The 12872-nt window shown below is 61.6% G+C and carries 12 protein-coding genes; 5 read left to right on the top strand and 7 right to left on the bottom strand.

What is annotated here, in order from left to right:
* Positions 1 to 66: 66 nt before the first annotated feature.
* The gene (locus tag NBH21_RS19860) at positions 67 to 879 is read right to left on the bottom strand and encodes a MurR/RpiR family transcriptional regulator (protein WP_113337938.1); all 813 of its coding nucleotides are present in this window, start codon (positions 877 to 879) and stop codon (positions 67 to 69) included.
* 156 nt (positions 880 to 1035) lie between these two features.
* On the opposite strand from NBH21_RS19860, the gene iolG reads away from it, so the two are divergent.
* On the top strand, positions 1036 to 2028 hold the full coding sequence (iolG, locus tag NBH21_RS19855) for an inositol 2-dehydrogenase (RefSeq protein WP_250914364.1): 993 nt from the start codon (positions 1036 to 1038) through the stop codon (positions 2026 to 2028).
* 46 nt (positions 2029 to 2074) lie between these two features.
* The gene (locus tag NBH21_RS19850; protein WP_250914365.1) at positions 2075 to 2833 is read left to right on the top strand and encodes a sulfite exporter TauE/SafE family protein; all 759 of its coding nucleotides are present in this window, start codon (positions 2075 to 2077) and stop codon (positions 2831 to 2833) included.
* 31 nt (positions 2834 to 2864) lie between these two features.
* Here NBH21_RS19850 and NBH21_RS19845 read toward each other — a convergent pair whose 3' ends face one another.
* The 6 genes from NBH21_RS19845 to NBH21_RS19820 form a co-directional block, all read right to left on the bottom strand.
* The gene (locus tag NBH21_RS19845; RefSeq protein ID WP_250914366.1) at positions 2865 to 3431 is read right to left on the bottom strand and encodes an NADPH-dependent FMN reductase; all 567 of its coding nucleotides are present in this window, start codon (positions 3429 to 3431) and stop codon (positions 2865 to 2867) included.
* A 207-nt stretch (positions 3432 to 3638) separates the two neighbouring features.
* Entirely contained in the window at positions 3639 to 5267 is a 1629-nt protein-coding gene (locus NBH21_RS19840) for an ABC transporter ATP-binding protein (protein WP_250914367.1), read from the bottom strand.
* Positions 5260 to 6174 carry an ABC transporter permease gene (locus NBH21_RS19835; RefSeq protein WP_250914368.1) on the bottom strand — a complete coding sequence of 305 codons (915 nt, stop codon included), beginning with the start codon at positions 6172 to 6174 and terminating at the stop codon, positions 5260 to 5262. The genes NBH21_RS19840 and NBH21_RS19835 overlap by 8 nt, the downstream gene beginning before the upstream one ends.
* Before the next feature lie 7 nt (positions 6175 to 6181).
* On the bottom strand, positions 6182 to 7096 hold the full coding sequence (locus tag NBH21_RS19830) for an ABC transporter permease (protein ID WP_099061219.1): 915 nt from the start codon (positions 7094 to 7096) through the stop codon (positions 6182 to 6184).
* 59 nt (positions 7097 to 7155) lie between these two features.
* Complete coding sequence (locus NBH21_RS19825; protein ID WP_280924954.1) at positions 7156 to 8658, bottom strand: ABC transporter substrate-binding protein; 1503 nt, start codon at positions 8656 to 8658, stop codon at positions 7156 to 7158.
* Between the two features lie 32 nt (positions 8659 to 8690).
* Positions 8691 to 9572, bottom strand: coding sequence for a DMT family transporter (locus NBH21_RS19820; protein ID WP_250914369.1), 882 nt, complete (start codon positions 9570 to 9572; stop codon positions 8691 to 8693).
* 240 nt (positions 9573 to 9812) lie between these two features.
* On the opposite strand from NBH21_RS19820, the gene NBH21_RS19815 reads away from it, so the two are divergent.
* The 3 genes from NBH21_RS19815 to NBH21_RS19805 are packed head-to-tail and all read left to right on the top strand — an operon-like array spanning position 9813 to position 12864.
* Positions 9813 to 11006 (top strand): sialidase family protein, encoded by a 1194-nt coding sequence (locus NBH21_RS19815; protein WP_250914370.1) that lies wholly within the window; start codon positions 9813 to 9815, stop codon positions 11004 to 11006.
* Positions 11007 to 11008: 2 nt separating this feature from the next.
* Positions 11009 to 11959, top strand: a complete 951-nt coding sequence (gene pdxA, locus NBH21_RS19810; protein ID WP_250914371.1) for a 4-hydroxythreonine-4-phosphate dehydrogenase PdxA — start codon at positions 11009 to 11011, stop codon at positions 11957 to 11959.
* The gene (locus NBH21_RS19805) at positions 11956 to 12864 is read left to right on the top strand and encodes a dihydrodipicolinate synthase family protein (RefSeq protein ID WP_250914372.1); all 909 of its coding nucleotides are present in this window, start codon (positions 11956 to 11958) and stop codon (positions 12862 to 12864) included. Before pdxA ends, NBH21_RS19805 begins: the two co-directional genes overlap by 4 nt.
* The last annotated feature ends 8 nt before the right edge of the window (positions 12865 to 12872 follow it).

Here is a 12872-nt window from a genome sequence, read left to right as displayed (position 1 = left end):
TCCCTAGCGTCGCCCATTCTCATTTTGGATTTTAAATTCCATTTTTTGGAATTTCAACAAAAATATTCAGTCTCGTTGCGTTCCGACCGCGACAGCCAGCGTGATCGCCACGCAAAGCGTTGCGGATAGAGAACGAAAGGCCCCGAAATCGACTTCCGTGACGGAGATCAGCTTTGCGCCGGATTTTCGAAGCGAACTGACGGCGGTGTCGGTGAGGGCGACAACCGGGATGTCACGGCTTCGCGCGGCGGTAACGAGATCGACCGTTTCGGTTGTGTAGGGGGAAAAGGTGATGGCGAGCACGGCATCGCCGGGCCTGATGGCGCTCTGGTTATCGAGCTTACCCACGGCGCTGTGCAGCATTGCCGGGACCTTCATCTTCTCAAAGGCATAGGCGAGGTAGCTCGCGACCGGAAAGGAGCGCCGCAGGCCGATGATGTGGATGATATCGGCCTTGGCGAGAATGGAGACGGCTTCGTCGAGATCGTGAGGATCGACGGTTTTCAGCAGGCTTTCCAGGGATGCACGGCCGGCTTCGACGAATTCGGCAAGCAGGCCGCCGCCGCTTTCCTTGCCCTTTTCGCGCAGGTGGTCGAGGCGGGTCGCATAGTCTGGCCAGCCGCCGACATAGGAATCGCGAAACAGCCGCTGCATCTCGGAAAAGCCGGAGAAGCCCATGATCTGACAGAAGCGCATGAAGGCCGAAGGCTGCACGCCGGCCCCTTCCGCCATCTCGGCAACGGTGGAGACGGCGATGCGGTCCTGATTGGCCGCGACATAGTCGGCGCATTGCCGAAGCCGCTTGGGCAGGCTGGCGGAAACTTCCAGCAGGCGCTCCTCGAAGGCCTTCACCGTGGCGGGCACTGCGCTTTCATTCATGCGGTTTCCTTTCCTGCTTGACAGTCATCTGTCCACACTCTAGCAAAATAGAATATATATTCCAAACGCGTTTTGCGCCGATATTTATGCTCACCCGGATCGAGGAATGAGGGGGAAGCTCGGCGCAAGGCGGCTACACCCAAGGGAGGAGATATCATGGTAACGAAGCTTGCGCTTCTGGGCGCCGGTCGCATCGGCAAGGTTCATGCACAGGCAATCGCCAGCGACAGTCGCGCCAAACTCGTGGCGGTGGTGGACGCCGTGGCCGAGGCGGCCCAGGCCATTGCCGATCAGGCCGGCTGCAAGGTCAGCACGATCGACGCGGTTCTCGCCGATCCCGAGGTCGATGCCGTCGTCATCTGCACGCCGACGAATACCCATGCCGATCTGATCGAGCGCTTTGCCAAAGCCGGCAAGGCCATTTTCTGCGAGAAGCCGATCGACCTTGACGTGGCACGTGCGAAAGCCTGCCTCGAGGTCGTTCGCCAGACCGGTGCGCGCGTCATGCTCGGCTTCAATCGTCGTTTCGACCCGCATTTTCGCGCGGTACGCAAGGCCATCGAAGACGGCACGATCGGCAAGGTGGAAATGGTGACGATCACCAGCCGCGACCCCGGCCCGCCGCCGGCCTCCTACATCAAGGTTTCGGGGGGCATTTTCCGCGACATGACCATCCATGACTTCGACATGGCCCGCTTCCTCCTCGGCGAGGAAATCGTCAGCGTCACAGCATTCGGCTCGGTGCTGGTCGATCCGGAAATCGGCAAGCTCGGCGACTATGACAGCGCCAGCATCATCCTGACGACGGCAAGCGGCCGGCAGGCGATGATTTCCAATTCACGCCGCGCCTCCTATGGCTACGACCAGCGTATCGAGGTTCATGGATCGCTTGGTGCCGTCTCGGCCGAGAACCAGCGGCAGGTGTCTATCGAGATCGCAACCGGAAACGGCTATACCCGCCCGCCATTGCACGACTTCTTCATGACGCGCTATACGGCTGCCTATGCGGCGGAAATCTCTGCCTTCATCGATTCGATCGTGGAGGGAACCCCGCCGTCGCCTTCGGCGGAGGATGGGCTGATTGCCCTTCAGCTTGCCGATGCGGCGCTCAGATCCACCTCTGAGCATGTGACGATCTCACTTGTTTGAGGCAGTGAGATGATAGCAGGCTGATTGTGAACGAAGGGCAGGGCCGTTGATCGAACATACGCCACTCATCCTGGCGATCGCTGTCGTCTCTGCCTTTGTGGTCGGCCTTTCCAAGGGCGGATTGCCTTCGGTCGGCACGCTGGCGGTGCCGCTACTTGCCCTCGTCATTTCACCGGTAACGGCAGCGGCGCTGCTGCTGCCGATCTTCGTTGCCAGCGATATGGTCGGTCTCTACCTCTACCGGCGCGATTATTCCGCCCGCAATCTCGCAATCCTGACGCCCGCCGCGATCGCGGGCGTTGCAATCGGCTGGTATTTCAGCGCCTCGCTTTCGAGCGTATTCATCGGCATGCTGGTCGGCGCCGTTGGTGTGCTTTTCTGCCTGAACGCCTGGTTCGGCGAGCGTTACCGCGCAGCGCGCGTGCGCTCCGCCGATATTCCGGGCGGTGTCTTCTGGGGCGTGTTGATGGGGCTCACGAGCTTCGTTTCCCATTCCGGCGCGCCGCCGTTCCAGATGTACGTGCTGCCGCAACGTCTGGAAAAGATGACCTTCGCAGGGACATCTACGATCCTCTTTGCCATCGTCAATGCGGTGAAGCTCGTTCCCTACTGGCAGCTCAACCAGTTCTCGCATTTCGACGTGCCGCTCGTTCTCGGCCTCGCCGTGCCCGCGATCATCGGCACCATCGCCGGGCGGCAGCTCACCCGGATGATTCCGGATGGGCTGTTCTTCAGATTGATCCAGATAACCCTGCTCCTGCTTTCGCTGAAGCTCATCTGGGATTACGTTGCATCGCTGTTCTGACCAGCAGGCCTTCTACGATGCACGGAATTCGTTATCGGCCGTTGCGGGCGGACGTGGCGAACTCGGCAAAGCCCGCAAGGAAACCTTTCAACTGTTCCTCGATCTTGGCGTCCGCAAGATTGCCATCGGCATCGAAGACGCCCGAAGCGCGCGACACCAGAAGACGGCCTTCCGACCAGAAATCCACCCCGAGCGTGCGGAGGATCGGAAGCCACGCATTCTGCGAAAGGATCGTGCCGAAACCGCCCGGCGAGGCCCCCATCAGCGCGACGGGCTTGCTGCCGAAGACGCGCTTGATGTCGTTCGAAGGGCGTGAAAGCCAGTCGATGACATTCTTGAATACGCCTGGAATGGAGTTGTTGTATTCCGGCGTCACAAGGATCAGGCCATCGGCCGCCGCAATCGCGTCTTTCAGCGTCTGCACCGCTTCCGGAATGCCCTGTTCCGCTTCGAGATCGCCGTCATAGAGCGGGATGCCGTGAATTGTCCCGATGGAAAGCTCCGATCCCGTCGGTGCAAGTTTCGCGGCGGCGTGCAGCAAGGCGCTGTTGTAGGAGCCGCGTCTCAGGCTTCCCGAGATACCGATCAGTTTCGCCATATCCTCATTCCTCTTGGTTCGGGCTTCATGGTTCCAGATTGCCAACGCGGCAATCAGGATAAGGACAAGAGAGGCAGCGTGTCCCGACGTCAAGCTGTTATCAGCTGGCGGTAGGATAGGCGGGAAGGTGTCCGATGCTGGAGGGTGAAAACATTCAGGCGACCGAAGCCGCCTGATATCCGTATTCTTTTGCGTGTGTTGATGGGCTCAGCCTGAGGCCCGCGCCAGCTTGAGCCGTGCCTCGCGGCGTTCTGCCTGCACATCCGGATCGGGGTCGAGGCCAGCGGCCAGCAGCGCTTGGGTATAGGGCATCTTCGGGGCCTCGAAGATCTGGCGAACCGTGCCGAGTTCCACCACCTTGCCCTTCTGCATCACCATCACGTGATCCGCAAAATCACGCACAACAGGCAGGTCGTGGGCGATGAAGATGAAGGCGATGCCCATTTCCTTTCGCAGCTTGTCGAGAAGGTCGATCACCTGCGCCTGAACCGAGACGTCGAGAGCTGACACGGCCTCGTCGCAGACGATCAGTTGCGGTTCGAGCGCAAGTGCCCGGGCAATGGCGATACGCTGGCGCTGCCCGCCGGAAAACTGATGCGGGTAACGTACCGCATGCTCTGGCCGCAGACCGACCTGCACCAGCAGTTCGGCGACGCGGCTGCGCCACTGTTTCTTCGGCAGGATCTCGGGGTGGATGACCCATGCCTCGGACACGAGATCGTACACTGTCATGCGCGGATTGAGCGACTGGGTCGGATCCTGGAAGACCATTTGCAGGTCGCGGCGAAGCTTGAAGAGTTCGGCCGGAGAAAGGGTAAAAAGATCCCGTCCTTTCCAGAAGGCCTGCCCGCCGCTCGGCTCGTCTAGGCGAAGCAGGATGCGGGCGAGCGTCGACTTGCCGGAGCCGCTTTCACCGACCACAGCCAGCGTCTCGCCCGGCATGAGATCAAAGGAAACGCCGTCCAGCGCGTGGAAGGCGCTGTAGTATTTCTGCAGGTCCCGGACCTTCAAGACAGGCTCGCGGGCTTCCAACGGCGGATGCATCTCGCCGCGTCCGGGGGCAGCGCCGATCAGCTTGCGCGTATAGGGATGTCGCGGGTTCTTGTAGACCTCGCGCGTGCTGCCGGTCTCCACGATTTCGCCGGCATTCATCACCACGACCCGGTCGGCGATCTCGGCGACAACTCCCAGGTCGTGGGTGATGATCAGCACACCCATGCCGGTTTCCTGCTGCAACTCGTCGAGCAGACGCAGCACTTCGGCCTGCACGGTCACGTCGAGCGCCGTCGTCGGTTCGTCGGCGATGATGACGTCAGGTTTCATGGCAAGCGCCATTGCGATCATCAGGCGCTGGCGCTGGCCGCCGGAGAACTGGTGCGGATATTTCTTCAGCGCGTTTTCAGGCTCGGGAATACCCACGCGGGTCACAAGCCTGAGTGCTTCGGCATGGGCCGCCGCCCGGTCGACGCCATGGGTGGTGAGCGCCTCGACGATCTGCCAGCCGACCGGATAGACCGGGTTGAGATGGCTGAGCGGATCCTGGAAGATCATGGCGATCTTCCGGCCGTTGATATCCCGGCGCTGGGAAGCGGAAAGCTTCAGCAGATCCTTGCCGTCGAACCGGATCTCGCCGCTGGTGATGCGGCCGGGCGGCATGTCGATCAGGTCGAGGATCGCCGAGGCGGAGACCGACTTGCCCGATCCCGATTCACCGAGGATGGCGAGCGTTTCGCCGCGGTCGAGATACCAGGAGATACCCTTGACCGCCTTGACCACACCGGCTGCTGTATGGAACTCGACCGAGAGGTTCCTGACTTCGAGAAGATGCTCAGCCATTCTTGTGACCTCTCATTTCCAGGCGCCAGCGCTGCACGGGATCGAGTGCGATGCGCAGCCAGTTCGACAGAAGGTTCAGGGACAGGGTGGTGAGAATGATGGCGAGGCCCGGCCAGAAGGAGAGCCACCATGCATTCGTAAGGTACTGCCGGCCCTGTGCGATCATCAGCCCCCAGGTGATTTCCGGCGGCTGGATACCGATGCCGAGGAAGGAAAGCGAGCTTTCCGCCAGCATGACATAGGCGAAGTCGAGGGTTGCGATGGTGGTTAGCGTCGGCAGGACGACCGGCAGGATATGACGGAAGATGATCCGCTTCTGCGAGGCGCCCATCACCCGTGCCGCCGAGACGAACATGCGTTCGCGGATTTCCAGCACTTCGGCGCGCGTCGTGCGCAGATAGACGGGAATGCGGGTGATCGAGAGGATGATGATCAGGTTGGTGACCGACGGGCCGAACACGTAGAGCACGATGACGGCGATCAGCAGCGACGGGAAGGACATGATCACGTCGGCGATCCGCATAATGATTTGGCTCACCTTGTTGCCGGCATAGCCTGCGATCAGGCCGAGCATCGAGCCGGCAATGGCCGAGAACAGCACGGCGCCGGCGGCCACCATCATGGTGTTCTGTGTCGCGACGATGATGCGGGCGAGAAGCGGCCGACCGAGCGCGTCGGCGCCGAGGAACCACAGCCAGCCGAGATCGAGATGGAAGGGCGGCGCATTGCGCCCACGCAGGTTCTGCTTCTGCGCGGCGGCGTCCAGCCAGGCGGGGCCGATCAGGGCCATCACCAGCACGATGAGAAGGAAGATCGCAGCGGTCAGCGCGAACTTGTCCGCCCACAGCATGCGGGTGAAGCGGGCGATTGGTCCGGGCGTTTCGGGCATGGCTTCGGTGTGTGTCATGATGCCCTCAGTAGCGGATACGGGGGTCGAGTACGGCATAGGCGAGATCGATCAGCAGGTTCATGAGGAAGATGGCGAGCGCGGTCACGAGGATCGCGGCCAGCACTACGTTGAAGTCGCGCTGCAGGATCGAGTCGATCATCAGCTTGCCCACGCCGGGGAAGCCGAAGATGGTCTCGATCACGACCGCGCCGTTCAGCAGGGACGCGGCCTGGTCGCCGATGACGGTGATCACGGGCAGCATGGCGTTGCGAAGGGCATGTACGAAGATGATCGGGCGGGCGCGGACGCCCTTGGCGCGCGCCGTCTTCACATAGGCGGAAGAGAGCGCCGAGATCATCGAGCCGCGCACCACCTGAACGATCAGGCCGAAGGGGCGGATGAAGAGAACGCCGATCGGCAGGATCCAGTGCAGGATAGTGCCCGTGCCGGATGTCGGCACCCAGCCGAGGCTGATCGAGAAGACGACGATCGCGACGATGGCGATCCAGAAGTCGGGCGCGGAAGCGCCGATCAGCGAAACGAGCGAGGCGATGCGGTCGAAGAAACCGCCGGCGCGGAATGCGGCGAGCGAGCCGACGACGATCGCTGCGGCGGTGACCAGCACCATGGTGATGATGGCAAGCTGCAGCGTCCAGGTGAAGGCTTCTAGCACGACATCGATTGCGGGACGGGCCTTGCGGATCGAGTCACCGAAATCGAGATGGAAAAGGTCCCAGACATAGCGGCCGAACTGCACGAGCACCGGATCGTTCAGGCCGTGAAGTTCACGGAACTGCACCCGCATCGCCTCGGTCGCATCTTCCGGCAGGAAAAGAGCCGCCGGGTCACCGGTCAGGCGCGACAGGAAGAAGACCAGCACGACGAGGCCGACCAGCGATATCAGCGAGGCAAGCGCGCGTTTGCGGATAAAGGTTAGCATGGCAGTTCGCTTTCATTGCGAGGGGGTAAGGGCGGGGTGTTCTCCCCGCCCGCCCGGTTTCACTTGAAGCCGATTTCAGAGAGTTGGAGCTGCGAGTTTGTCGCCATGGTCGGCTTGAAGTCGACCCGCTCGGAAACGCGGCTGTAACCGACCATATGGAACAGCAGGATATCGGCGGCCAGATCGTCATGAAGATAGGCGACGGTTTCAGACCAGAGCTTTGCGCGTTCCTCGCCGGTTGCTGCGGATGCACGCTTGATCAGGTCATCGACCTTGGGATCGCTGATGCCGGACTGGCGGCCGTCGCTTGCATATTTGAAGAACATCGAGAAGACGGGGTCGCCCTTCGAGTTGTCATGCATGGCCGTAACCAGCATCGGGCCGCGATCCGTCGGATAGGGCTTGGAGTAGAGCTTCTCGAATTCCGCGACTTCGTAGAACTTCAGGTCGACGTTGAAGCCGACTTCCTGCAACTGCTGCTGGATCGCTTCCATGATCTCGGTGATGTTCGGGAAGTTTGCCGTACGGGCGACGAGCGTGAGCTTGGTGTCGACCGGAACGCCATCAGCCTTGGCTTCCTCGAGCAGCTTCTTGGCGCCGTCCGGATCGTAAGCCGGGACTTTCACGTCCTTATTCCAGCCGAGCGTCGGCGGCGGGAAGACGGAGGTCGCGAGCAGCGTACCCTTCGGCACCAGCGTACCGACGAAGGCTTCGCGGTCGATCGCCATGTTCAGCGCCTTGCGGACGCGCAGATCGTTGATCGGAGCCATGGAGTGGTCGAGGCGGATATAGACCGTCTCGGAGTCGAGATAGGAGAAGTCGGTCGCCGGATTGGTTGCGTCGAGCTGAGAGATCGACGGAGCGATGTCAGCTTCGCCCGTCTGCACCATGGCGGCACGCACGGCCGGATCTGCGCGGAAGAGGTAGGTGGCCTTGGTGACGGCCGGCTTGTTGCCCCAGTAATCGCTGCGCTCTTCGAGAACGATCTGCTGGCCGGGTGTCCATTCCGTAAGCTTGTAAGGACCGGTGCCGATCGGTTCGCGGATAAAGGAGATCGGCGTACCTTCCGGCACGATGGTTACCAGCGAGAGCAGAAGCGGCAGGATCGGTTGGACCGGATCGGCGGAGAAGTCGACGGTCTGGTCGTCGACCACCTTTGCCGTCACCGTCATGCCGCCGAAATAGCGCGGCGTTTCGCAGGTGATCGACTTGTCCATGGCGCGGTTGAAGGAGAATTTCACATCCTTGGCATCGAAATCCGAGCCGTCAGAGAACTTCACGCCCTTGCGAAGTGTGAAGCGCCAGCTGCCGTCAGGCTGCTGTGCCCAGCTTTCGGCGAGACGCGGCTGCAGGCCCTTGCCGCCGCGAACGTCCAGTTCCGTCAGCGTTTCGCTGATGTTTCCGAGAATGATGCGGCCGATGTTGGAGCGCGTCGCCATGCAGGGTTCGAGCAGGTCGGCTTCCTCGTTGAGCACGATCTTCACGCCGGTGTCGGCAGCGAGGACCGGTGCGACGCTGGCGGCAAGCAGAAGCCCGCCGGCAAGCAATGTCTTTCTGATCATTTTCTTCCTCCCAGAATACGGCCACGAACCATTCATGGCTGCTTAGTTGTCCGCCGGAGCGGACGTGCGGCGAGTAGCACCGCGAAACAGATCATCTCGCCGCCGATCCAGGTGGCAGCACCTGCCACTTCCCCGAACAGCACATAGGCGAAGGCTGCGACCATCGGCAGCCGGGCAAAGTCGACGGGTGCCACGACGGAGGCATCCGCGAGGCTGAAGGCGTGGGTCATGGCCGACATGCAGATGGCGCCAAGCACGCCCTGAAGTGCCAAAAGGCCGAACTGGTGCCAGGTTGGCGTCGTCCAAACGAGCGCCGCGAGTACGGCGGCCATTGGCACGGTCAAGAGCAGGTTGAGGCAGACCAGCGTATCGGTGCGGTCGCCTGATGACATCGATTTCAGCATGAGCTGGATCAGCGCCTGCAGCAGCGCGCCGGCAAAGGCGAAGCCGATCGCAAGCGTCAGGCCGGAACCAACGGGGCTCACGACCAGCATGGCTCCGCCGAAGCCGAATAGCAGCGCCGCGATGCGCGTCGGCCCGAGCTTTTCGCCGAACGCCAGTGCGGCGCCGATCAACACGAAGATCGGCGAAGTGAAGGCAACCGCGGTGACATCCGTCAGCGGACCTCTGGAGAAGGCTGCGAAAAAAGCTACCAGCGTCAGGAGCTTGAGGCCCGCCCGCACCGTGTGCTGACGCAGCGGGTAGACCGAAATCATCACCCGAGGATTTCTCGCCACGATAGGCAAAATGGCGAGTGCCCCGAATACCGCACGGAAGAAGGCGATGATAAAAGGATGAACCTCGCCATTGAGGCTACGCACCAGCACGGCGTCAGCGGCCGACAGGCATGCGCCTGTTGCGGCAAGGGCCACAGCAAGGCCTGTGGACCGTTTTCTGGCGACGTGGCCGGTCATTCTCTCCTCCGTTGCAGACATCCTCCATGTCGTGCCTAAACCATGATGGGGGATATCATTTTTGTCAACATTTCTCGTAAACCTCAGCGAAAGAATTTTTTTACGAATTCATATCTAAATGATTTTATTGATATAATTGTTTATATTTGCATCGATTTTGCCAATGAACAAATTTCAATCAACTTGACAACAGATGATTTGAGGTCGATTTTCACGGCAGTTTCGATCCGGGAGGAGACCATGCATCCGGAAACTATTGCCGCCGCCATGACGGGCGCGCTGTCACAGGCAGCGCCCGGTCGGGAGGAGGCGTTTCTGCCATCGCCGAAAATCCAGAACCATGCCGCCTTTCTTTCAAGGCTGCCGGATGGCGCGCTGATTTGCGCGTGGTTTGGCGGCACTCTGGAAGGTAAGTCGGACATTTCCATTCACGCCTCTATCCTGCTGCCGGGTGCTTCCGTATGGGGACCTGCGCGAGCGCTGAGCGGCGATCCTGCCCATTCGGAACAGAACCCGGTGATCTTCACCGCGCCGGATGGGCAGCTCTGGCTGTTTCATACGGCGCAGCCATCCGCCAATCAGGACGAGTGCCGGATCCGTATGGCGCCTCTCTCCCGGGATGCGGCCGATCCGACGATGATCTCGAGCGGCGAAGGGCGGTTTCTCGATCTGCCGCGCGGCTGCTTCATCCGCGCACCCCTTGTCGTTCGTGACGATGGCGCCTGGGTTCTGCCGATCTTTCGTTGCGTTCAGCGGCCAGGCCAGAAGTGGAACGGCAGCCATGACGTCGCGGCAATCGGTGTCTCGTCGGATGCCGGCGCGACATGGCGGCTTGAAGAAGTGCCGGGTTCCATCGGATCGGTGCATATGAGCCCGGTTGCGCTGGGCGACAACCGTTTCGCGGCCTTCTATCGCCGTCGCCAGGCCGATTTCGTCCATCGTTCGGAAAGCACGGATGGCGGACACTCATGGTCGGCACCGCAACCGACCGATGTTCCCAACAACAACTCCTCGATTGCGGCTATCCGCCTTGTCGATGGTCGGGTGGCGGTGATCGGCAATCCGGTGAATGCCGCTATGTCCAGCGACCGGCGTGCATCCCTTTATGACGAACTTGGCGAGGACGATGCCCGTCCCGATGCCGACCCATCCGGTGGTTGCGTGCCTGTCTGGGGCGTCCCGCGGGCGCCTGTCGCCGTCTGCTTCTCCGAGGATGGCGGCTTGACCTTCCCAAGGCGGATCGTCATCGAGGATGGCCCCGGTACCTGCACGTCGAACGATTCTACCGACGGTCGCAACAAGGAAATGTCCTATCCCTGGATCCTTCAGGATCCGGATGGAACCCTGCATATCGCCTACACCTATTATCGCCGGGCGATCAAATATGTCCGGCTTGCCCCCGAGGCGCTGGCGAAACTCGAAGCGGAGAATTGAGGATGAGCGACATCATCGGCATTACCATGGGCGACCCGGCAGGCGTTGGTCCGGAGATCAGCCTCAAGGCGCTGGCGGAGATGAGCGAGGCTGACCGTAACCGCACGCTGATCTACGGCAACCTTGCGACGCTGGAGGCGGCAAAGGCCGCCATCGGTATCGACGTGGACCTCACGGACCGCGTCGTCGATCTCCCGATCGAGGGCGCTCCGCTTCCCTTCGGCAAGCTTTCAGCGGTCGCCGGCGATGCGGCGTTCCGCTTCATCGAAAAGGCCGTTCTTGACGCCGAAGCCGGCAAGATCGGCTGCATCGTCACCGCGCCGATCAACAAGGAAGCCCTGAACGCCGCCGGTCATCATTATGACGGCCACACCGGCATGCTGCGGCATCTCACCGGCTCTAAGGCCGCCTACATGCTGCTCGCTTCCGACCGGTTGAAGGTCATCCATGTCTCGACCCATGTCGCGCTGCAGGAGGCGATCCGCCGTTCCACCACGGAACGCGTTCTTGCAACCATCCGCGCCGGCGACGCCCATCTGAAACGCATCGGCATCGAGAAGCCGCGCATTGCCGTGGCTGGCCTCAACCCCCATTGCGGTGAAAACGGCCTGTTCGGCACCGAGGACGACGAGCAGATCGCACCGGCTGTCGCTGCCGCTCGCGCCGAGGGCATCGATGCCTACGGCCCGATCTCGGCCGATACAGTGTTTTACCGGGCCTATAGCGGCGCCTTCGATCTGGTGGTCGCCCAGTATCATGACCAGGGCCACATCCCGATCAAGCTGGTGGCCTTCGACACGGCAGTCAACGTTTCCGTCGAACTGCCGATCGACCGCACATCGGTCGACCACGGAACGGCTTTCGACATCGCCGGCAAGGGTATCGCCAATCACGGCAACATGAATGCGGCCATCGCCTATGCGCGCAAGCTGGTCGCGGGAGGACGCAAATGAGTTTTGCTATCGAGGGTGTCTATTGTGCTGCGGCGACCCCGCTGAAATCCGACGGAACGCCCAATCTCGAACTGTTCGGTGCGCATGCCCGCGCGCTGCTCGATGAAGGTTGCCATGGCGTCGCCATGCTGGGTTCCACCGGCGAGGCAAACAGCTTCGGGGTGCGCGAGCGCATGGATCTGGTCGAAGCCGCCCTGAAGGCAGGCGTGCCTGCCGATGGCCTGCTTCCCGGCACGTCGTCCTGCGCGGTGACGGATGCCGTGGAAATGACGCGCCATGCAGTTCAGGCCGGGGTGCGCGGCGTCGTCCTGCTTCCGCCCTTCTACTACACAGCGTTTTCCGACGAGAGCCTGTTCCGCTTCTACGCCAGCATCATCGAACGGGTGGCCGACGACCGGTTGAAGGTCATCCTCTACCACATTCCCATGCTGACGGGCGTTCCGATCTCCCACACGCTGATCGCCATGCTGCGCGACGCGTTCCCGGATACCGTCGTTGGTATCAAGGACAGCGACGGCAAGATCGAGAACATGCATGCGATCTCGGAGAAATTCCCCGGTTTCTGCGTGCTGGCGGGTGCGGACCCGTTGCTGTTGCCGGTTCTGCAGGGCGGCGGCGCGGGCTGCATCACCGCGTCCTCCAACCTGGTCGCGAAGGAATTGCGTATCGTCTACGACCACTGGAACGATCCCGCCAATGCTGACGAGGTGAAGGCAGCGCAGGACGTCATCGTCGCCTGGCGCACGCTCACCAATGCCTATGTCCAGCTTCCCACGGTGAAGACCATGATCGCCCGTCGGCGCAACGACCTTGGCTGGCTGAATGTCCATCCGCCCTTCTCGCCGCTCTCCGAAGACGAGCAGCAGAAGGTCTGGGCCGAAATGGCTCGCCTCGAAGCATTCTGAGAGAGGAG

The organism is Ciceribacter sichuanensis (assembly GCF_024055605.1).
In the GTDB taxonomy this organism is placed as follows: Bacteria; Pseudomonadota; Alphaproteobacteria; order Rhizobiales; family Rhizobiaceae; genus Allorhizobium; species Allorhizobium sichuanense.
The sequence above is the reverse complement of the archived record's forward strand: the minus strand, read 5'-3'. Positions and strand labels throughout refer to the sequence as shown.